General features: G+C 52.0%; 22 protein-coding genes. 14 read left to right on the forward strand and 8 right to left on the reverse strand.

Annotated features, from left to right (window positions below):
• From ACYJL1_RS21105 to ACYJL1_RS21120, 4 genes are all read left to right on the forward strand, one after another.
• A complete protein-coding gene (locus tag ACYJL1_RS21105; protein ID WP_460899078.1) occupies nt 1-1,242 on the forward strand; it encodes an ABC transporter substrate-binding protein in 1,242 nt (413 codons plus the stop codon).
• Nucleotides 1,243-1,244: 2 nt separating this feature from the next.
• Nucleotides 1,245-2,036: an ABC transporter ATP-binding protein gene (locus ACYJL1_RS21110; RefSeq protein WP_460899079.1), complete on the forward strand. Its 792-nt coding sequence runs from the start codon at nt 1,245-1,247 to the stop codon at nt 2,034-2,036.
• A gap of 23 nt (nt 2,037-2,059) precedes the next feature.
• Entirely contained in the window at nt 2,060-3,286 is a 1,227-nt protein-coding gene (locus ACYJL1_RS21115; RefSeq protein WP_460899080.1) for a phenylacetate--CoA ligase family protein, read from the forward strand.
• Between the two features lie 135 nt (nt 3,287-3,421).
• A complete protein-coding gene (locus ACYJL1_RS21120) occupies nt 3,422-3,577 on the forward strand; it encodes a hypothetical protein (protein WP_460899081.1) in 156 nt (51 codons plus the stop codon).
• A gap of 26 nt (nt 3,578-3,603) precedes the next feature.
• On the opposite strand, the gene ACYJL1_RS21125 is transcribed toward ACYJL1_RS21120, so the two are convergent.
• Nucleotides 3,604-5,217: a sulfatase-like hydrolase/transferase gene (locus tag ACYJL1_RS21125; protein ID WP_460899082.1), complete on the reverse strand. Its 1,614-nt coding sequence runs from the start codon at nt 5,215-5,217 to the stop codon at nt 3,604-3,606.
• Between the two features lie 160 nt (nt 5,218-5,377).
• On the opposite strand from ACYJL1_RS21125, the gene ACYJL1_RS21130 reads away from it, so the two are divergent.
• Nucleotides 5,378-6,304 carry a lysylphosphatidylglycerol synthase transmembrane domain-containing protein gene (locus tag ACYJL1_RS21130; RefSeq protein ID WP_460899083.1) on the forward strand — a complete coding sequence of 309 codons (927 nt, stop codon included), beginning with the start codon at nt 5,378-5,380 and terminating at the stop codon, nt 6,302-6,304.
• On the opposite strand, the gene ACYJL1_RS21135 is transcribed toward ACYJL1_RS21130, so the two are convergent.
• On the reverse strand, nt 6,281-7,108 hold the full coding sequence (locus ACYJL1_RS21135; protein WP_460899084.1) for a CDP-alcohol phosphatidyltransferase family protein: 828 nt from the start codon (nt 7,106-7,108) through the stop codon (nt 6,281-6,283). The genes ACYJL1_RS21130 and ACYJL1_RS21135 overlap by 24 nt on opposite strands.
• Before the next feature lie 145 nt (nt 7,109-7,253).
• Here ACYJL1_RS21135 and ACYJL1_RS21140 point away from each other — a divergent pair, with 145 nt between their 5' ends.
• The 4 genes from ACYJL1_RS21140 to ACYJL1_RS21155 are packed head-to-tail and all read left to right on the forward strand — an operon-like array spanning nt 7,254 to nt 10,489.
• Nucleotides 7,254-8,237 (forward strand): zinc-dependent alcohol dehydrogenase, encoded by a 984-nt coding sequence (locus tag ACYJL1_RS21140; protein WP_460899085.1) that lies wholly within the window; start codon nt 7,254-7,256, stop codon nt 8,235-8,237.
• A gap of 20 nt (nt 8,238-8,257) precedes the next feature.
• On the forward strand, nt 8,258-8,656 hold the full coding sequence (locus tag ACYJL1_RS21145; RefSeq protein ID WP_460899086.1) for a 6-pyruvoyl trahydropterin synthase family protein: 399 nt from the start codon (nt 8,258-8,260) through the stop codon (nt 8,654-8,656).
• The gene (locus ACYJL1_RS21150) at nt 8,653-9,708 is read left to right on the forward strand and encodes a glycosyltransferase family 4 protein (protein ID WP_460899087.1); all 1,056 of its coding nucleotides are present in this window, start codon (nt 8,653-8,655) and stop codon (nt 9,706-9,708) included. Before ACYJL1_RS21145 ends, ACYJL1_RS21150 begins: the two co-directional genes overlap by 4 nt.
• Complete coding sequence (locus ACYJL1_RS21155) at nt 9,695-10,489, forward strand: class I SAM-dependent methyltransferase (RefSeq protein ID WP_460899088.1); 795 nt, start codon at nt 9,695-9,697, stop codon at nt 10,487-10,489. The genes ACYJL1_RS21150 and ACYJL1_RS21155 overlap by 14 nt, the downstream gene beginning before the upstream one ends.
• Here ACYJL1_RS21155 and ACYJL1_RS21160 read toward each other — a convergent pair.
• Both ACYJL1_RS21160 and ACYJL1_RS21165 read right to left on the reverse strand, forming a co-directional pair.
• Nucleotides 10,474-10,932 (reverse strand): cytochrome b, encoded by a 459-nt coding sequence (locus ACYJL1_RS21160; RefSeq protein ID WP_460899089.1) that lies wholly within the window; start codon nt 10,930-10,932, stop codon nt 10,474-10,476. The two genes, ACYJL1_RS21155 and ACYJL1_RS21160, sit on opposite strands and share 16 nt — an antisense overlap.
• 137 nt (nt 10,933-11,069) lie before the next feature.
• On the reverse strand, nt 11,070-11,531 hold the full coding sequence (locus ACYJL1_RS21165) for an Lrp/AsnC family transcriptional regulator (RefSeq protein ID WP_460899090.1): 462 nt from the start codon (nt 11,529-11,531) through the stop codon (nt 11,070-11,072).
• Between the two features lie 120 nt (nt 11,532-11,651).
• On the opposite strand from ACYJL1_RS21165, the gene hppD reads away from it, so the two are divergent.
• Nucleotides 11,652-12,764 (forward strand): 4-hydroxyphenylpyruvate dioxygenase, encoded by a 1,113-nt coding sequence (gene hppD / locus ACYJL1_RS21170; RefSeq protein WP_460899091.1) that lies wholly within the window; start codon nt 11,652-11,654, stop codon nt 12,762-12,764.
• A 12-nt stretch (nt 12,765-12,776) separates the two neighbouring features.
• On the opposite strand, the gene maiA is transcribed toward hppD, so the two are convergent.
• The 3 genes from maiA to hmgA are packed head-to-tail and all read right to left on the reverse strand — an operon-like array spanning nt 12,777 to nt 15,731.
• Nucleotides 12,777-13,415, reverse strand: a complete 639-nt coding sequence (maiA, locus tag ACYJL1_RS21175) for a maleylacetoacetate isomerase (protein ID WP_460899092.1) — start codon at nt 13,413-13,415, stop codon at nt 12,777-12,779.
• Nucleotides 13,405-14,418, reverse strand: a complete 1,014-nt coding sequence (locus ACYJL1_RS21180; RefSeq protein ID WP_460899093.1) for a fumarylacetoacetate hydrolase family protein — start codon at nt 14,416-14,418, stop codon at nt 13,405-13,407. The genes maiA and ACYJL1_RS21180 overlap by 11 nt, the downstream gene beginning before the upstream one ends.
• Nucleotides 14,415-15,731 carry a homogentisate 1,2-dioxygenase gene (gene hmgA / locus ACYJL1_RS21185; RefSeq protein ID WP_460899094.1) on the reverse strand — a complete coding sequence of 439 codons (1,317 nt, stop codon included), beginning with the start codon at nt 15,729-15,731 and terminating at the stop codon, nt 14,415-14,417. The genes ACYJL1_RS21180 and hmgA overlap by 4 nt, the downstream gene beginning before the upstream one ends.
• Nucleotides 15,732-15,808: 77 nt before the next feature.
• Between hmgA and ACYJL1_RS21190 the strand changes: the two genes are divergently transcribed.
• The 4 genes from ACYJL1_RS21190 to ACYJL1_RS21205 all read left to right on the forward strand — a co-directional run bounded on the left by ACYJL1_RS21190 (nt 15,809) and on the right by ACYJL1_RS21205 (nt 18,155).
• Nucleotides 15,809-16,294, forward strand: coding sequence for a MarR family winged helix-turn-helix transcriptional regulator (locus tag ACYJL1_RS21190; RefSeq protein ID WP_460899095.1), 486 nt, complete (start codon nt 15,809-15,811; stop codon nt 16,292-16,294).
• Between the two features lie 97 nt (nt 16,295-16,391).
• Nucleotides 16,392-16,712, forward strand: a complete 321-nt coding sequence (locus ACYJL1_RS21195) for a toxin-antitoxin system TumE family protein (protein WP_460899096.1) — start codon at nt 16,392-16,394, stop codon at nt 16,710-16,712.
• A complete protein-coding gene (locus ACYJL1_RS21200; protein WP_460899097.1) occupies nt 16,709-17,080 on the forward strand; it encodes an HVO_A0114 family putative DNA-binding protein in 372 nt (123 codons plus the stop codon). Before ACYJL1_RS21195 ends, ACYJL1_RS21200 begins: the two co-directional genes overlap by 4 nt.
• A gap of 277 nt (nt 17,081-17,357) precedes the next feature.
• Nucleotides 17,358-18,155, forward strand: coding sequence for a glycosyltransferase family 32 protein (locus ACYJL1_RS21205; RefSeq protein ID WP_460899098.1), 798 nt, complete (start codon nt 17,358-17,360; stop codon nt 18,153-18,155).
• A gap of 50 nt (nt 18,156-18,205) precedes the next feature.
• Here the strand turns inward: ACYJL1_RS21205 and ACYJL1_RS21210 are convergent, their stop codons facing one another.
• Entirely contained in the window at nt 18,206-19,105 is a 900-nt protein-coding gene (locus tag ACYJL1_RS21210; protein WP_460899099.1) for a hypothetical protein, read from the reverse strand.
• Nucleotides 19,106-19,312: the final 207 nt, after the last annotated feature.

A 19,312-nucleotide genomic window follows, 5' to 3' on the forward strand; every position in this document is an offset into this window, starting at 1 on the left:
ATGAAATGGATTACACAACGTCTATTTGCCGCCACGCTGCTTGGAGCAGTGTCTCTGGGAACTGCAAATGCTCAGGAACAACCGATCAAGTTCGGCCTGCTTCAGGACTTTACTGCAGTCTACACGTTCGTCAGCGGCGAATATAATCAAGGACAACGCGACTATCTCACGCTCGTCAATCAGGAGGGCGGGATTGATGGCCACAAGTTTGAGGCCATCGTCCGGGATACAGGTAATCAACCTCAACGTGGCATTGAGGCTTATAATCGGGCCAAAGAGGAAGGTGCGATCCTGTTCGACTTTTTGAGTACGCCTGTTTCTCGTGCGCTGGTCGACAGCGTTATCAAGGATAAGGTCGTAATGATAACGCCTGTCCACGGACGCGGCGATGCAAGTGACGGCGAAGTCTTCACCTATGTGTTTCCGACCATGGCAACCTATTGGTCACAGGCCACAGTCCTTGCAAAATACATCGAAGATAATGGTGGTTTGGAAGGAAAGAAGATTGCGCTTGTTCATATCGACTCGCCTTTTGGCCGTGAGCCTTTGCCGGTCTTGCAAGACCTCGCTACGGAAAAGAAGTTCGAGCTGAAGGCATTCGGCTATCCCAGCCCCGGCAATGAGCAATCGGCCGTGTGGAGTGAAGTTCGCCGCTTCCGTCCAGACAATGTTCTCATCTGGGGCGCTGGCGGCGGTCAACCTGTGTCCGTACGTGAAGCCATTCGCAATGGTATTCCGGCAGAAAACATTCTCTCTGTTGTCTGGCTCGCAGAGACCGATGCCAAGAATGTCGGCGCAGATATTATGAAGGGCGTAAAACGCTTTGAAGCGGTATCAACCGGAACTGACACGCCGATCCTTCAACGTATCAAGGCCAAAGTGATAGACCCGGGTCTGGGTGCAGGCGATGCTGCACAGGTAGGCACCTCCTATTACAATATCGGTGTCGCAACCATGGCAGTCGCGGTGGAGGCCGCACGCAATGCACTGAAGTCGGAGGGTGCGCCACTGACAGGCGAAAAACTCAAAGCTGGATTTGAACAGATCAAGGATTTCAGTGCTGAAGGCCTTATGCCGGCCATCACCATCACGGCGAAGGATCATCAAGGCGGCGGTGCCGGCCGGGTATCCCAGTGGAATGGCGAGGCTTGGGAGCCGATATCCGAATGGGGATCGGCCTATCAGGAGCTTGTTCAAAAGGAGATCACCAAAGGATCTCAAGCCTTCAAGGAAGGTAAGTAGCCGTGGCAGGTCTTTCGCTTTCAAACGTCGAAGTTATCTATGACAAGGTTTTCCTCGCCATTAAAGGTGTCTCATTGGAGGTTGCGCAGGGCGATGTCGTAGCGCTTCTGGGCGCCAATGGTGCGGGGAAAAGCACGACGTTGAAAACGATCAGCGGGTTGCTTGGGCCAGAGCGCGGCCTCGTTACCCGCGGGGAAATCTCCTGGGAGGGAAAGAATATCCTTTCCCTCGGTGCCCCGGAGCGCGTGGCCAGCGGGCTGGTTCATGTGCTTGAAGGGCGGCGCGTTTTCGGGCATCTGACGCCAGATGAAAATCTCATCGCCGCCTTTCGAACCGGGGGAACGACAGCCAGGCTGAATGAACTGCGCGAGCGCGTCTACACCTATTTTCCCCGCCTGAAAGAACGTTTCCGCAGTAAAGCCGGATATTTGTCAGGCGGCGAACAACAGATGCTGGCTATCGGGCGGGCGCTGATGACCGAACCTCGCCTCATCATGCTGGATGAGCCAAGCCTCGGCCTGTCACCGCTTCTGGTCGAAGAAATATTCACGATCATTCGTGAGATCAACGCGACCGAAGGCACAAGTGTTTTGCTTGTCGAGCAAAACGCAGCGGCGGCGTTGGAAATCGTCAGCCATGCATACCTCATTGAGAACGGGCATATCGTTATGAGCGGTAGCGCAGATGTTCTGAAACAAAACCCGGACGTGCAGGAGTTTTATCTCGGCGGTGCGGGCAAAGTTAATTATCAGGACGTCAAACATTACCGCAGACGCAAGCGTTGGCTGGCTTGAAATCTATCACCGGAGGCACCCAGATGGCCGATTTCTATGATGCCCTTGACAATACTGAGCCAGCGACACGCGAAGCGGCGCTCTTCACTGATCTGCAAAGAGCTCTTGGCCGGGCAGTCCAGGATCAGCCGGTCTGGGCCGAGCGCCTGGCAGGTACAGACCTGTCGACTGTGACAAACCGGGCAGAGCTTTCCAAGCTCCCGCTCTTGCGAAAATCGGCACTGCCATCCCTGCAAAAGGAATATCCGCCTTTTGGCGGCTTTAATGCGAGCGCTCCCGGCGATCTGGCTCGTCTTTTCCTATCGCCCGGCCCTATATTCGATCCCGAAGGGCATGGCAGCGACTGGTGGGGGTCTGCGCGTGCCTTGTATGCTGCGGGGGTGCGCAAAGGAGAGATCGTCCTCAATACCTTTTCATATCACCTGACTCCTGCAGGTGCGATGTTTGAAAGTGGTGCTCATGCATTGGGATGTGCGGTCATTCCTGCCGGTCCGGGAAACACTGCCGACCAGCTTATGGCGATCGCGCAATATCGACCAAGCACTTACATCGGCACCCCGGATTTCCTGAAAATACTGCTCGACAAGGCAGATGAAACTGGCCGGAATATCAGCTCGCTCAAACGAGCACTTGTATCAGGGGCCGCACTCCCTGCGTCTCTCCGCAATGAACTGGAAGACCGTGGGATAGTGGTCAGGCAGTGTTACGGTACAGCGGATCTTGGTATTATTGCCTACGAAAGTGACGTTCCTGGAATGGTCATTAACGAGGGCATTCTACTGGAAATTGTACAGCCCGGCACGGGCGAGATCGTTCCCCATGGAGAAGTGGGAGAAATCGTGATTACCCGGACCAATCAGGATTATCCGCTGTTCAGGTTTGCCACGGGTGATCTCTCCTGCATTATCGATGAACCTAGCCCGGACGGACGCACAAATCTGCGTATCAAAGGCTGGCTTGGCCGCGCCGATCAAACAACCAAGGTCAAAGGCATGTTTGTGCGTCCAGAGCAGATCGCTGCAATTGGCAAAAGCATTTCCGCATCAGGGCGATTAAGGTTGGTAGTAACCCGCGCCAATGAACAGGACGCAATGACTTTGATGGTTGAACAGATGAGCGCGGATAATACTGATTATATTGCGAAGGCACTGTTTGAGGCGACCAAGCTGCGCGGCGACGTAAAAATCGTACCAATCGGCACATTGCCCAATGATGGGAGGGTTATCTCCGACGAACGGAACTACGATTAAAAGCAAGCTGTCGCTTTACAGCAACAGATTGGAATGCAAATCTATTCAGCACAGAAAAATGGAACAGGGCCTCTCGTCATAAACCTGTTGTGAAGCTAGGCTAGAGCCACGCCAGAACTGCACGGGGAACGCAGAATGGAAAAAGCGAGCAATATCTCGGAATATGAAGACCTGAACGAGGATGATGAATCCGCTTGGTCATGCAACTCATGCCCAATCAGATATCTGACGGTTTTGGGCGTTGGTGTCGCCCTTGCGGTACTGCTTGCAAATATCTGCAATACATTCTGAGGTTTCGCGTAACTCGCGCATTAAGCTCAATCGCTGAATCTGCGCACCAGCTCCTGACGAAATCCATCCATAGGCTTTGCTTGCTGCGTTCCCGGTATCATGCCCGGGCTCCATTGGTTTGGATCAAGCCTTTCCAGCAAAGCCGGATCGTCTGAAACAATGTGGACAGGAACTGCGCGAGAAGCGTTATTCCCCGTAATAATCGGAGCCGGCTGGTGATCGCCGAGCACTATGAAAACCGTATTGCTTCCATGGTTTACCATGTAAGATCCCAATGTTTCCAGCGCATAGTCGATTGAACTCGCATACTGTATCCGGACCCGTTCTTGATCCTGCCAGACTACTTGCGGGGCATCACCGGCAACTGCCTGCTCATCGAAGATCGTTCCATTGCCGATTGCCGACCAATCAATCAGCCTTGGAACAGGGGTCCAGGGCGCATGGCTGGAAATAAGCGCAATCTCAGCCATAACGGGTTTGTGTGGACCGGCACGCTCGAACTTCTGAAAAGCTGAAAGCGTGTACTGATCTGGCATGGTCACCCAATTGAATGGCTTGCCGCGATAGCCGAGATTATTCGCAGCATAGACAGTATCGTAGCCGAAATAACTGCTTTCCGGCCATTCCATTGTGATAGCTGGCATAACGGCCACGCTGCGCCAGCCTGCTTGTCGAAAGAGCGAATTCAAACTTGGCCTTTTACTGCCAATCAGTTGATCATAGCGTTGCTGGCTGTCGACCCAAACTCCAGACAGCAGGGTCGCATGAGCGAGCCAGCTCAATCCCCCCGAGGTGGGTGATACGAGCCAACTGCTCTTCGACGCCAATCCTGCGCCCGAGATTTGCTGCTCGACCTTTGCCAATCGGCCTTCTGTCCGGTTCGAATAGTTTGAGTCGCGGATCGCACTTTCACCGTAGGACTCAATGAAAATCACGATGACGTCCTTGCCTTTGAGTGCATCAAAGCGTTGTTCGGGCGGAACATCCGCTATGAGGTTGCTATCAAGCAATGCCATAAATGCGTGTTTATCCCTCAACGATCCCTCAACGAGCGCGACACGCTCAATGACCATGTTTGTTGTGCGCATCTGCACGAAGCGGTTATTCGGATGATACGAGGCAATGACGGGAATTATGAGCAAGCCTATCCCTGACACCACCGCCAAAGGGCGGCTGGTATGGATCGACTGGAGTACCCCCAAAGTCCAATAGATGAAAGCAGCAACCGATATGAGGCCAAGCACTATGGCAATCACGATGAAAGAGGCCTCAATCGTGCCAAGGGTTCCCGCCAGAATATTCCAGCCGTCAAACAGGATTTTCGCGTCGAATAATGGGTTAAATGCGCGCGAAAATGCAGTATAGGTGCCAATATCAGCCAGTTTCAGCAAAAGCACCAACATTAGGGCGATCGAAATCGCCAGGCGCGCAGCTTGAAAAGCCCTGCCCCGCGCAAGCGCCAGAAGCAGGACAATTGCCAATAATTCAACTGGCAGCCGGATAAAATATGCAAAGCGAAAATCCGCTGGATTGCCTGGCAGGTTAAGAATGAGCAGGAGAGTGACAATAGCAAAAACTATCCGTAGCCGCTTCGCAGCATTGTACAGAGATTCAGCGATCTTGCGTGTGCGATGCGTCATAGACGTGATACCAGTATTTCCCGCCAGCGAAATCGCCGGACGCCCTTACGGATACAAGCGGCGACCTATCTTTTTGTTTTAGCATCGGATTATCCGAAAATCAGAATCCACTTTTCGGTCCTATGCTTTAGTTTCTTTGTACCGAAGGCAAGACAGGCTCATGACTTCCGGCAAGTATAGAAATCTTATCACACCCATATTTGGCGTCATCTTGTTCGTGCTGGTCTTTTCCCTGTCAGACAGGAAGGCGATTCTGACCAGTTTGAGCAATGCAAGGCTGGAACTCATTTTCCTCGGGCTCTTGCTCGTACAAATCCAGATTATATTATCCGCGCTCCGTTGGTCCTATACGGCTGCCCGACTGGAACACCCAATTCAACCCGCCAGCGCCATTGCCAATTACTACCTTGGGTCTTTTTTAAACATGGTGCTGCCAAGCGGTATTGTCGGTGACGCGATGCGCGCCGCGCGCAGCCGTTCTGCAGACCGCAGGTGGAGCCTTCCGGTTTTGGCAGTCCTGTTGGAACGATTTGCAGGACAAATCGCACTGTTCCTCGTAGGCGGGACGGGGTTTATTTTATGGCCTTTCTTCGATGGCGAATTGAGGCCATCCGAGGCGTTGGCATTGATGCTTGTGGCGGTCGGCGCCTTAATTGTCACAACTGTCGTGACCTTGCTGATATGGTTTTCCGGGTCATTATGGTGGCGTAAGTTCATTCGCAAAATTGGCCAAAGCATCTCCGTTTGTTATGGTCTTCCCTATGCATGGCTGGTTCAGGGCATTCTTAGCCTGACAATCGTCATTAGCTACATTGCCGTCTTCGCGATGGCGTCTGCCGCTGTCGGCGCTCCACTGCCAATTATTGGTCTGGTAACAGCCGTACCTGTATGTCTTTTAACCATGGCTATTCCCATAACTGTCGGCGGATGGGGAACACGCGAGGCGGCTGCAGCTGCCCTATGGCCGCTATTCGGACTAACGGCAGATCAAGGTATTGCCGCCAGCATTTTATACGGTGCAATCGTAACATTGGGGACATTGCCCGGTCTGGCGCTGTTCATCTCACCCGCTTTTCGATCGCGCTGACAGATGACGACCTCTACGGAGCAGGTTTGTAACGTCCAATCCAAAAGAATAACTCAACGTCATAAGGCTCACTGCTGCAATCACCGTTGAAATGGGTGCTTCCACGACAGGTAAAAGGATGATGCCAAGGGCCACTATCTGTAACACGCATATTGTTTGCCGCCTTAAGGAGGGCGTCAGCTCTATCCGAAGCCTTGTGTCGAGATATTGTGCCGCAACAAACAAATAACGCATGCTGCCAATTATCATGACCCACCAGCCTGCTTTTTCGAACAAGAATGCCAAAATTGACAGGCAGAGGATCAACGCTGCATCCACCTCCATATCATAACGCGCGCCGAAATCGGAGTTCATGGCGGAACGTCGAGCGACGTAGCCGTCAATTCCATCGAGGCACAGGGCGATGGCCGCGGCAGCAAGCAATACCGGCAGCATCTGTGTTTCCAAAAGCCACTCTGCCTGGAACAATGCCCCGGCTATCAAACATGTTATCCCTGCTCTTATGGCAGTGATGGCATTGGCTGCACCAAATTGTCTGTAGGGATGAGTCTTCAACATGGCCATTACAAGCCCGCCTGAAACCAAATACGCGCCGATGGAGAGCATCGGAAAAAGCCAGTTGAGATCGCTTGCATATGCCAGCCAGATGGAGGCACCAGCCACCACAGCGCCGACAAATGTCAGGACGACGAGCGTGCTTTTAACAAGTTGCGAAGATTGGTCAGAATTGACCTTGCTTGACGCGGACAGCGTTTGGCTTCCGGTATAGATATTTTGAACGTTCTCTTCCGACAGGATCGTCATTCTTTGCTCCGCAGTCAGCATTAGCTGACTATCATTAGTCTACAACATCCCGGCAGGCTTTTAGGTTTCAATTAAAAGTGACGATCGCGCTTTTATCCGGCGCTGCAAATGAGTAGTTTGAGCCTGGATAAGGAATGGATAAGCCATGAAGCAAGACTACCCGGACATATCGCCCCGTGCTTTATGGATTGAAAGACAGGGCGCTTGCGCATTGCGAACCGAAGAACTCCCACCGGTGGATAATAATAATCTACGTATAAAGGCGCGGTTTGGTTCAATAAGCCGTGGCACGGAATCGCTTGTATTCAATGGAAAGGTGCCTGCAAGCGAATATGAGAACATGGCCTGCCCACATCAGAACGGCTCGTTCACCTTTCCTGTAAAGTATGGCTATTCCATCGTTGGTGATATTGAGACGGGGCCGGAAGAAATGCTCGGTCGCGCCGTGTTTTGTCTTCACCCCCATCAAACGCATTTTGTGGCAAAGAGGACTGATCTGCATCTCGTTCCGGCTGGCGTTCCCCCGCAACGTGCGGTGCTGGCAGCGAATATGGAAACCGCTCTCAATATAATCTGGGATGCCGGTATTCTCCCGGGCGACCGGGTCGTCATATTTGGCGGCGGTGTCGTTGGACTGCTCACCGCCTATCTTGCAACTGGAATCATCGGAACTGAAACCACTCTTGTCGACATAAACGCCGACCGAATGAATGTTGCTGCAAATCTCGGAATTGCATTTGCATTGCCGGATAATGCACCACGCGATTGCGATGTCGTTATCAATGCTTCCGCCTCTTCTGCGGCTCTTGATCAAGCGCTTGAGTGTGCTGGCTATGAAGGGCGAATTATTGAAGCCAGCTGGTATGGCGACAAGAAAATCGAGATCAATCTCGGAAGACAGTTTCACTCAAAGCGCATTTCCCTCGTAAGTTCTCAAGTCGGCGGGATCGGCGGCTCACGGCGCTCACGCTGGACATTTGCAAGGCGCCTCAATGCGGCGCTCTCGCTGTTGGCAGATCAAAGGCTTGACGGGTTGTTTTCGGGGGAAACGCCGTTCGATACACTTGATCACGACTATGCAGGGATTCTCGGATCTCCCTCCACCCTGTGCCACCGTATCGTCTACTGAATTGTTCAGAAGGAACATCCATGTTTGCAATTGAAGTTCGCGACCACATCATGATTGCGCATAGTCTGCCGCGGCCGGTTTTCGGCCCGGCTCAGGCAATGCATGGCGCAACATTTGTTGTCGATGCAGCATTTTTTACCAAGGAACTGGATGAAGATGGGCTGGCAGTTGATATCGGACTGGCAACTGCGGTTTTGTCAAAGATTTTAAAGCCGTTGAACTACCAGAACCTTGATGAAATGGAGGTATTTTCCGGCAAGGTTACAACGACAGAAGTTCTGGCAAAACATATATTCGACCAATTGGCTGCAGCCGTTCAGTCAGGTGAATTCGGCAAGGGAAGCCAGCGCATTTGCAAAATTCGGGTGCTGCTCAATGAATCCCATGTCGCTCGCGGCTGGTATGAGGCAGACCTTTGACGCGCTCCGTGCATTTTGCCTATCCAGGTGATCTTGAAACGAGAACAGGCGGCTATGGCTATGACCGCCAGATCGTTTCGGAGCTGAGGAAATCCGGGTGGCAGGTGAGCTTGGTTCCCCTTGGAGCAGGATTCCCGTTTCCCGATGACGCAACGTTGCAAAAGGCCGAAGAGACGCTGGGGGGCCTGGCGGAAGGGGCGCTCGTGCTCATCGATGGCCTGGCCTATGGAGCCTTCAGCAAGATCGCCGCACGGCTGTCAGCAAAGCTCAAAATTATAGCGCTCGTCCATCATCCGCTTGCTTCTGAAGGCAATATGCCGGAGCAGCAGCAAATTGCGCTTGCCGATTCCGAACGAGAAGCTTTGGCATATGCAAAAACGGTACTGGTAACGTCATCGGCAACACGGCAGCAACTTGTCAGCGATTACGGGGTTACTGAAGACAGGATCATCGTCGCCATTCCCGGCACAGAAAGAGGCATCCGCTCAAGACGAAACTCAAAAATCCCGCGAATTTCGAGCATTGGCTCGGTCATTCCCCGCAAGGGCCATGACGTGCTTATTGCCGCACTCAGCACAATCACCGACCTTTCCTGGGAATGTTCCATTGTCGGCAACCGAACAATGGATGTGGATTATGATGCTGCACTTCAAAAGCAGATCAGTGATAGTGGACTTGAAGATCGTATTCGTCTGGTCGGGCAAGTCGATAACACGCGCCTTGAGCTGGCCAGCGCTGATATTTTCGCATTGGCAAGCCGATATGAGGGGTATGGCATGGTCTTTGCCGAGGCGCTGTCTCACGGCCTGCCGATCATCGCCTGCCGCGCCGGTGCCATACCGGAGGTTGTGCCGGTTGATGCCGGCATACTCGTCCCTCCAGATGATCCCGCTGCCTTCGGCGATGCCTTGCGGCGCGTGCTTGAAGACAAGGAGTTGGCAAATCAACTGGCAGATGCGTCCTTCCATCACAGCAAATTGCTGCCGCAATGGGCTGACACGGCAAAACTGTTCGCCACAGCACTGACAAAGGCTGCAGATGAGCGGATTTGATCTTAACTGGCTTGAACTTCGAGAGCCTTTGGACAGGCGTGCGCGCGATCAAACCCTGCTGCGAAAAGCCGGGGGGTTTGTTCAAGCTTCAAAGCGCCAAACAATCGCGGATCTTGGAAGTGGCACAGGTTCAACCTTCAGGGCGCTGGCACCTTACGTGCCTGATGCCCAATGGCGATTGATAGACCTTGATGAAAAACTGCTCCAGGAAGCCGCTCGGCAGCACTCCGGGAAGAAAAACATTACCTATCAAAGAGCCGATCTCAACGATCTGGCATCCCTGTTCCTTGGTGAGGCAGAACTTGTCAGCGCATCCGCACTTTTTGACCTATGCTCAAGGCCGTTTGTTGAAAGTCTGGCGGGTCGTCTCGATAGCTCCAAAAGCGGGCTATACGCCGCCTTGAATTATTCCGGTGAGATTGTGTTCGACGCTCCCCATGCAAATGACGCTCTCATGATCCGATTATTCAATCATCATCAGAAATCCGATAAGGGATTTGGTCCCGCCCTTGGCCCGGAGGCTTCCGATGTTCTTGCGGCCGTATTTAGCAAGGTGGACTACACGGTCGAACTTGCTCAAAGCGATTGGTTGATTGATGAGACAGCAATCGAACTTCATCGATTATTCATCGATGGAATGGCTTCTGCTGTCGCAGAGACTGGCATGCTGGAGCAGGGAAAAATCAGCGAATGGCACGCCTTTCGCATCGGAAAAGCTGAAACGTCGAAATGTCGCGTGGTGCATTGTGATGTCCTCGCGCTGCCTCAGAGCATCCGCTGAAAAACACCATCTCTGCGGATTATCCGATGGAAAAGTGCGCCCGCTATATGAAGCGAAACAAGCGCGAGAATGAACCACGCCATCACCGCGTGAATAACGCTGAAAACAGGCGCAATCTGAGGCTCCCGGCCAATTGGGCTCCACACAGGAACAACGCCAAACCAATGCAAGGGAAAGCCGTGCGCATTGGTGGCCAAAAAACCGCTGATGGGCATCAGGATCAGCGCAAAGTACAATAACCAATGAACAATTGCTGATACTTTGCCCGTCCAATCCGTCTCTTGCTCTGGCCGACCCTGGATCAATCGCACCCCCACCCGCAGCAACATGAGCCAAAGGACAAGGAACCCGAAGGATTCATGCAAGAGATAGAAGTCGAGCTTAACGTCTTCCTTGAAATATTTAAGCAGCAAACCAAGCGGCCATATTGCGAAGACGAGCATCGCAATAATCCAATGAAGAATACGAAGTGAAGCGCTGAAGCCTTGCGATTCTGTCAGGTTATTTTCCGCCTTCGTCAATATGATCTACAGCAGGAATGATGCCGCAAACTCTCGGCAACTGCAATGAAGGGATAGGCTTATATTGGCAAACGCCCGTCTTCCTTGAGCGTTTCCAGAACAATTGCCGTCTTTACATTCTGCACCGATTCATGAGGCAGCAAGATTTCGTTCACGAACGCGGACAGTGCCCGCAGATCCGGCGTAACAACTTTGATGAAATAATCCATCTCACCAGTCAGTGCGTGAGCTTCCATGACCTGCGGCAATCTGGAAATGAGGTCGGAGAAGTGGCGGGCATTGTCTCGATTATGCGTGGCAAGCGTCACTGAAATAATGTTGACGATTCCAAGCCCAAGTTTTTCCCGGTCAATTTCCGCGCGATAGCCGCGAATAAATCCCTCTTCCTCAAGCCGCGTCCGGCGACGCGAACATTGCGAGGGAGACAGGTTAATCCGCTCCGACAATTCATTATTCGTGAGTCGCCCATCTTCCTGAAGACAACTTAGTATTTTGCGATCTGACGCGTCCAAATGTTCCAATAATGCACCTTTTCTATCTTACATGCACGTATCGTGCATATCATAGCGTATACAAGCGTAATAACGCAAACACCTTGCGGATGATTTGCGCGATAATCCTTGCAACATATGGAGGATGATATGGGTCCGTTTCCGCACGACGCACCAAAGGCAACAATCAGCAAAGAAAACCCGGCAGGAACAGACGGGTTTGAGTTCGTGGAGTTTGCACATCCGGAACCTGAAAAGCTTGAGGAGCTGTTCACACGTATGGGCTATGTGCCTGTTGCCCGTCATAAAACCAAGAAGATCACCTTATGGCGCCAGGGCGATATAAACTATTTGCTGAATGCAGAACCCGGATCGCACGCCATGAAATTTGTCGCGGAACATGGCCCCTGCGCGCCGTCGATGGCCTGGCGCGTGGTCAATGCGCAGCATGCCTTTGATCATGCGGTCGCGAAGGGCGCTACTCCTTATGAGGGAGACGACAAGACCATTGACGTGCCAGCCATTGTCGGCATTGGCGGATCAATGCTCTATTTCGTGGACGCTTATGGTGATCGTGAATCGGCCTATGATGCGGAATTCGACTGGCTGGGAGAGCATGACCCGAAACCGGAAGGCGTTGGTTTTTATTATCTCGATCACCTGACCCATAATGTCTATCGCGGCAATATGGATAAGTGGTGGGCATTCTACCGCGAGCTTTTCGGCTTCAAGCAAATCCATTTCTTTGACATCGCCGGCAAATTTACCGGCCTTGTCTCGCGGGCAATTACATCGCCCTGTGGTAAAATCCGCATTCCATTGAATGAATCGACGGACGACAAGAGCCAGATCGAGGAATACTTACGCAAATATAACGGCGAAGGCATACAGCATATCGCTGTAGGGACAGAAGCCATTTACGACGCTACTGACAGGCTGGACGAGAACGGCCTGAAGTTCATGCCAGGTCCGCCGGAAACGTACTACGAAAAGTCACATGAGCGCGTGAATGGTCATGATGAGCCGCTTGATCGCATGAAAAAGCACGGCATTCTGATCGATGGCGAAGGCGTTGTAGACGGCGGCATGACCAGGATTTTGTTGCAGATTTTCTCCAAAACAGTGATCGGCCCGATCTTCTTCGAATTCATCCAGCGCAAGGGCGATGAAGGCTTTGGTGAAGGTAATTTCCGGGCGCTGTTCGAATCCATTGAAGAGGATCAGATCCGGCGCGGCGTGATCAAGATGGACGCAGCTGAGTAATTTCGGCTGCGCTTATTTCATCCGATCAGGATGGGCTGCTGCGAAAGCAGGCAATGTCGCACAGCGTTCAGCAATCTCGTTGATGCGGGCGAGATTGCCAATGTCTGCTCCCCAGCGTTGGGCATTATAAATTTGGGGCACAAGGCAGAAGTCAGCCATTCCGGGTGTATCACCATAACAGAACATGCCGGTGTCGGGATGGTTCAGCATCTGTTCAAAAGTTGTCAACCCCTCAGAAATAAACTTTCGCATCCAGTCCTTGCGCGCGCCATTGCCTCCGCCTGTAAGCGACATAATGTGAGCACCGACACTCAGGTTGCAAATCGGATGAATTTCCATGGCGATTGCATAAGACAAGGCACGGACTCTGTGCCGTCCCATTGCATCGGAAGGTAGAAAGCCTGCCTGAGGGAAAGTCTCGTTCAAATATTCGATAATGGCTAAGGATTGCGTGAATAGCTGACCATCCAGCACCAATGTAGGCACCAGCCCTTGAGGATTCCGCGCCAGATGCTCATTGCTCTTATGCTCGGCCTGGAGCAAATCAACCGGGACGGCTTTGTAAGCTATCCCCAAACTATTGAGCGCGATGCGAACGCGATAGCTCGCCGATGAACGCCAGTAATCATAGAGGATTGCATCAGTGCTCATATTTTTCGACCTGTTGTTCAATGGCGCCGAAAATTGAACGCCCATGACGATCGCGCATTTCGATGCGAACAATATCGCCAAACCGCATGAATGGCGTTTGTGGAGCGCCGCTGTGAATGGTCTCGATCATACGCACTTCAGCAATGCATGAGTAACCTGCCCCGCCTTGATCGACCGGCTTTCCCGGCCCTCCATCAAGCTTGTTTGAGACCGTGCCCGATCCGATAATTGTGCCCGCCGACAAGGGCCTTGTTTTGGCGGCATGAGCAATCAATTTTGAGAAATCAAATGTCATGTCGATACCGGCATTTGCCCGGCCAAAGGGCTTGCCGTTGAGATCAACACTGAGGGGCAGATGCACCTTGCCGCCATCCCAGGCATCGACCAATTCATCTGGTGTCACCGCTACCGGGGAAAAGGCGGACGAGGGTTTGGACTGAAAGAAGCCAAATCCTTTTCCCAGTTCTGCCGGTATGAGAGCCCGCAGGCTGACATCATTGACCAGCATGAGGAGACGGATTGCATCACGCGCTTCATCAATGGTTGCACCCATTGCTACATCATCAACGATGACCGCGACTTCGCCCTCCATGTCGATGCCATAGGCCTCATCCGCCATGCGAATGGGAGCCCGGGGCTTGAGAAAACTGTCTGAGCCGCCCTGATACATAAGAGGATCTGTCCAGAAGCTTTCCGGCATTTCAGCATTGCGGGCTTTCCGGACCAGTTCAACGTGATTGACGTAAGCCGAGCCATCCGCCCATTGATAGGCACGCGGCAATGGCGACAATGCCTCATGTTCATGAAACCGCAAGGTCGGCACAGCGCCATGGTCAAGGCTGGTAGCGAGCGCTTGCAGATGCGGTGCGATCCGCGCCCAATCATCAAGCGCCGCTTGCAGCGTCGGAGCGAGGAAGGAAGCATCGGTGCAATAGGCCAAATCCTTTGACACGAGAACGAGTTTACCGTCCCGCGTGCCATTATTGATTGATGCCAGTTTCATTCTGACCAGTCCCCCTCCACTGTACCGTTAAATCGCTTTTTAAGGCCCGTCCAGCAATCGGCATAATTATCCTGCAGCGTTTCCAATTCTGCGGCAAAGCGGGTGAGATGCTGGGGAAACCGCGTTTCAAACATGAAAGCCATGGTGTTTTCCAATCGTTGCGGTTTCAGTTCAACGGTGGATGCCTTGTTGAAACCCATGCTATCCGGCCCGTGAGCAAGCATCATATTATGCAAGCTCATGCCGCCAGGCACAAACCCTTCTTCCTTTGCGTCATACTGCCCATAGATCAGGCCCATGAACTCCGACATTATATTGCGATGATACCAGGGCGGACGAAAACTATGCTCCGCCACCAGCCAGCGCGGCGGGAAAATCACAAAATCGACATTGGCCGTCCCCTCTTCGCCCGATGGCGCTGTCAGCACTGTGAAGATGGATGGATCGGGATGATCGAAAAGGATTGCGCCAACGGGCGAGAAAGTCCGCAGATCATATTTATACGGCGCATAATTTCCATGCCAGGCGACAACATCCAGCGGAGAATGTCCAAGCGTGGTTTCGTAAAATTTGCCACACCATTTTACGTGCAGGCGGCATGGCGTTTCTTTTTCCTCGAAAGCCGCAACCGGTGTTTTAAAGTCACGCGGATTGGCAAGACAGTTCGCTCCGATGGGTCCGCGATCCGGCAAAGAAAACTTTGCGCCATAATTTTCACAGATATAGCCCCGCGCTTCACCATCAAGTGCTGCAACCTTGAACATCATGCCGCGGGGGATGATGCAGATTTCCGATGGTTCTATCTCAATAATGCCCATCTCCGTAAAGATGCTAAGCCTACCCTGCTCGGGCACCAGCAGCATTTCGCCATCTGCATTGAAGAAATAGTCATCTTCCATGTCTTGATTGAAAGCATAGACATGGGCGGCCATGCCAACTTGGCCGTGGACATCTCCAGCAGTCGTCATGGTGCGAATGCCGTCGATAAAGTTTACAGCGACTTTCGGCATCGGCGTCGGGTTCCAACGCAACTGGCCGATAGGCAATTCATGATCATCGAGATTGGGGGCTGTCTTCCAATGCTCGCGCTTTACCGACGTGAACCGGCCACTATGTTTGACGGATGGCCGGATGCGATAAAGCCAGGAACGCTCATTTATGCCTCTGGGCGCGGTGAAGGGAGAGCCCGAGAGCTGCTCTGCATAAAGGCCATAGGCGCAGCGTTGCGGTGAGTTTTGGCCTTGAGGCAGCGCGCCTGCAAGCGATTCTGTTTCGAAATCATTTCCGAAGCCCGGCATGTAATTGAGAGTCATGATGAACCTCCATCTATTTAGTTGCATTTGTGACTATCTTTTTTGTAACTATCAATTGAAAAGAAGGCTTTTGAGTCATGACCCATGAAATACTGGAACGAGTTCCACTTATTCTGGAAGAGTTTACGCCCTATCGATTGAACAAGGCAGCGGAGACGATCAGTCGGCGTTTTTCCAGCCAGTATCGCGAGCAATATGGCCTGACGCGACCTGAATGGCGGACGCTGGCGACACTTGGCCAGTTTGGTGCTCAGACCGCCACTGCCATCGGCGTGCATTCTTCGATGCATAAAACCAAAGTCAGCCGCGCGGTATATGCACTGGAGCAGCGCCGTTGGTTGAAGCGCAGGCGCGACGAGGCTGATCGTCGAACCGAACATCTGGAACTGACGCCTGCGGGGCTCAAAGCATATGAGCATTTAGCCAGGCTCGCCCACGGATTTGAGACCGATCTGTTTGCAAAGCTTGGCGAGCGCGGCGCGCGTGATTTGAAAGCCGGGCTCGCTGCGCTGGAAACATACTACCGGCAAAGCATGTCAGGCGCTTTGACAGACGAAGGTTAGGGTCCGGACCCTAGGTTTTGTCAGGTCTACCCCTCGCGTCTCGCATGGGGCACAGTCAGTGGATCCCGGTTAACCCCAAATCCATGTGTTGGCCGACTTGACAACACTTTCAATTGTTGGCATCATGGACAACATGAAGGCGCAAAAGATCACCGAACACAAGAGCGTCGAGACAGATGGAAGCATTATCCAGTTCGTTATCTGGAAGGTCCCGACACCGGTTCCGCCCACCTCCCACGGCTTTAAATACCGAATGGTTTACATTCGAAATGGGGAACGTGTCGTCGGCTTCGATAATGAGCGTGGAAAAGGTGATCATATGCATCTGGACGGTAAGGAGCAACCTTACCAGTTCACAACACTGGATCAACTCATTGAGGACTTTCTGTCCGAAATAGAAAAACGGAGGCAGTCATGAGAACATTGACGATCACGACGAATCCAGACTGGAAATCGGCGTTGCGTACAGCCGGACAACGGGCCAAGATTGGTTTGGCGTCAGGGGAATATCAGGGTGAAACGCTTAACTTCGAGACGCCGGGAGCTTTCTTTTCTCACCTTACCGAACGCCGCTGGCGCTTGTTGAATGAGCTTCTGGGAAGTGGCACCGTGGGCGTGCGGGAACTCGCTCGCAGATTGGGCCGCGACGTTAAGCGTGTCCACGAAGACGCCGCGGTTTTGGTCGAGTTGGGCCTGATCGAGAAAGACGAGCGCGGCGCGGTACATTGCCCGTATGGAAATATTCATGTCGATATGGTGATGACGCCCGCGAAAAAGGTTGCGTAAACCGTCGCAGTTTCTGTTCCCTGATGCCAGAGAACAGGGAGGCCTAATCGGCCCGAACCTGAGATTTTGGCCATTTGAAAGAACAGATGGGAAACTTACCGACCGCTACCTTGACGCGAAGTATAGGAGCTATCGAAGGGTACGTAACATTTCAATAGTTCATTAACTCGAAGACGCAGTACTCTGATCAAGCCAGTTTCCGGGTTGCTGTATTTTCCTGCTGCAGATAGATTTTGGGAGTTAGATTCGATAGCAATCGCTGAAGGCGGGAGCGACCTTGGAAATTTGTACATTTTGGTACGGCCGCTCTTTGCGCGCTGTTGATCGCGTCTGCCTCGCATCCATGATACTCGCGGGTCACCGGGTCAAACTCTTTTGCTATGATGAGATAACCAACGTCCCCGCTGGTATTGAGATATTCAACGCCGAACTAATTCTCCCCAAGAGCGCCATCTCACGAATTAATAAAGATTTTCCTCACCGAGCACCGGGTATAACTGTTCTTCAGTTTAGTGACTTATTCCGGATAATGCTCATGAAACATGGTCAGGGGTTGTGGCTGGATACTGACGTTTATCTCGTAAAGCACTTCGCGCCATCCCTAGATGCGCCTTACTTTGCAAGGGAGAATTTCAGCCGCGTCGGAGTTTCCGCCCTTTATTTGCCGCGCGGTAATCCCATCATCGACGATTTTGAGACTTACATGAACGGCACAGAAATCCTACCCGGTTGGCTGGGATTTCGTCGGCGCGTAATCAAACCTGCTCTGAGGCGACTGATGCATCAAGAGATAACGACCACTGCAATCGGACATACCGTTTTCGGAAATGATGGGATTTCCAGATTGGCTCGCCGTCATGGTTTCTTCAAAAATGCCGCACCCAAAGAGAATTTCTATTATTGGACCGGAAGAGATGCATTGAAGATCTTTGAACCCCAGTACGGCTTGGAACCCACTTTACATCCTAACTTCATAGGATTTCATATTCACAAAAAGAAGCCCACGACATTGCCAATCAAACCCGGTAGTTTCTATCACTGGGCAGTTGATCGGGTGCAGCATCTGCTGGATTGAGGTCAGCACAGTGAAGTCGCGGACCTCTGGCAGTGATACTTTGAAAAGGCTCAATTCTCGAATTGGGCCTTCGCTTGTGTGAACTGTTCCGATTCTTTTTCCGGTCCTTTTGTAGTCCAAAAAGCCGCGGAAGGTGCATACCGATAGCTCATTATGTCGGGTGGCATCTGAGAATAAGTGGATCTTAGTCTGTGTAAGCCAATCTGCATTATGTAGTGCGGAATAACTTGGTCGACATGATATTTGGGGCTGCGGTGGATTGTTGCGAGGATCGATTTCGCAATTCTTCTCGACATTTTCAGAGATTGTTCCGTGGAACGATAGTAGACAGCTGAAGCGAGTATCTTTTTCCATGGCTTCCACTGACGCGACCGAAAGATAAATGCACCATTGTCAGACTTCACACCTTGGTCGAGAATAGGCCAGGGCGAATTTTTCATTATTGTGTCTATATCAATCACCAATACGCGGGTCACCCCACGCTCCAAAAGAGACGGTACCAACAGAAATCTTGCCGCAGTATAGTAAATGTTCCGATACCGAAGCGTATTTGCGATTTCACATTGGTCCATCGTGAAAGAGAGACGCACGGTCGAATGGCGACGCTGCAGCAACTGTATTTCTTCTAAAGTTTTTTGCGACGGATCCAAGAGATGTATATGTACAGCGAAATGCTGACCTACCGAAGCGGCCGAATTGACCAACGCATGTGCGTACTTCGCGAAGTAAGCATCGTTGCACGCGACAAGAATCAAATCAGATACGTCGCGGCCAGTTGGAAGTTCTCCCTTTAAACTGGCTTCGAAAGCTGCCAACTCCTTCAAATAGAATCCGTCAGAAACAGTTGCACGCAAGCAATTCCACCAAATCCTGGCCAAGAAGCGAAGCGGGTGTCGTTTCACAGCTATCGGGTTCTCTCCGAGCGACAATTCTCTTTTTTCATCTGTCATAACAGCTTCATACCCCAATCCAGCTGAAGAAAAACTCCAGCCTGGGGAACTATCAACGACCATTTCAAACGAAACAAGAAAATGTTTGGAAAGCTAAATGTCATGACGGCCTTTTGCCTGGCTGGTTCTCTTTTTAGAATGCAAGAGCGAGACGTAAATAATGAGCTCCTGGGATTCGTAGAGTCCACCTGAGGCGAAGTTTTCTTT

It is taken from the genome of Phyllobacterium sp. K27 (genome assembly GCF_054796155.1).

Bases quoted from the DNA above. Each gene is read 5' to 3' on its own strand.
- ACYJL1_RS21140 (WP_460899085.1), top strand. From the start codon at position 7,254: ATGAAGCAAGACTACCCGGACATATCGCCCCGTGCTTTATGGATTGAA.
- ACYJL1_RS21120 (WP_460899081.1), top strand. From the start codon at position 3,422: ATGGAAAAAGCGAGCAATATCTCGGAATATGAAGACCTGAACGAGGAT.
- ACYJL1_RS21160 (WP_460899089.1), bottom strand. From the start codon at position 10,932: ATGCTCGTCTTCGCAATATGGCCGCTTGGTTTGCTGCTTAAATATTTC.
- maiA (WP_460899092.1), bottom strand. From the start codon at position 13,415: ATGAGCACTGATGCAATCCTCTATGATTACTGGCGTTCATCGGCGAGC.
- ACYJL1_RS21115 (WP_460899080.1), top strand. From the start codon at position 2,060: ATGGCCGATTTCTATGATGCCCTTGACAATACTGAGCCAGCGACACGC.
- ACYJL1_RS21155 (WP_460899088.1), top strand. From the start codon at position 9,695: ATGAGCGGATTTGATCTTAACTGGCTTGAACTTCGAGAGCCTTTGGAC.
- ACYJL1_RS21210 (WP_460899099.1), bottom strand. From the start codon at position 19,105: ATGACAGATGAAAAAAGAGAATTGTCGCTCGGAGAGAACCCGATAGCT.
- ACYJL1_RS21145 (WP_460899086.1), top strand. From the start codon at position 8,258: ATGTTTGCAATTGAAGTTCGCGACCACATCATGATTGCGCATAGTCTG.
- ACYJL1_RS21200 (WP_460899097.1), top strand. From the start codon at position 16,709: ATGAGAACATTGACGATCACGACGAATCCAGACTGGAAATCGGCGTTG.
- hmgA (WP_460899094.1), bottom strand. From the start codon at position 15,731: ATGACTCTCAATTACATGCCGGGCTTCGGAAATGATTTCGAAACAGAA.
- ACYJL1_RS21130 (WP_460899083.1), top strand. From the start codon at position 5,378: ATGACTTCCGGCAAGTATAGAAATCTTATCACACCCATATTTGGCGTC.
- ACYJL1_RS21190 (WP_460899095.1), top strand. From the start codon at position 15,809: ATGACCCATGAAATACTGGAACGAGTTCCACTTATTCTGGAAGAGTTT.
- ACYJL1_RS21135 (WP_460899084.1), bottom strand. From the start codon at position 7,108: ATGACGATCCTGTCGGAAGAGAACGTTCAAAATATCTATACCGGAAGC.
- hppD (WP_460899091.1), top strand. From the start codon at position 11,652: ATGGGTCCGTTTCCGCACGACGCACCAAAGGCAACAATCAGCAAAGAA.
- ACYJL1_RS21105 (WP_460899078.1), top strand. From the start codon at position 1: ATGAAATGGATTACACAACGTCTATTTGCCGCCACGCTGCTTGGAGCA.
- ACYJL1_RS21125 (WP_460899082.1), bottom strand. From the start codon at position 5,217: ATGACGCATCGCACACGCAAGATCGCTGAATCTCTGTACAATGCTGCG.
- ACYJL1_RS21180 (WP_460899093.1), bottom strand. From the start codon at position 14,418: ATGAAACTGGCATCAATCAATAATGGCACGCGGGACGGTAAACTCGTT.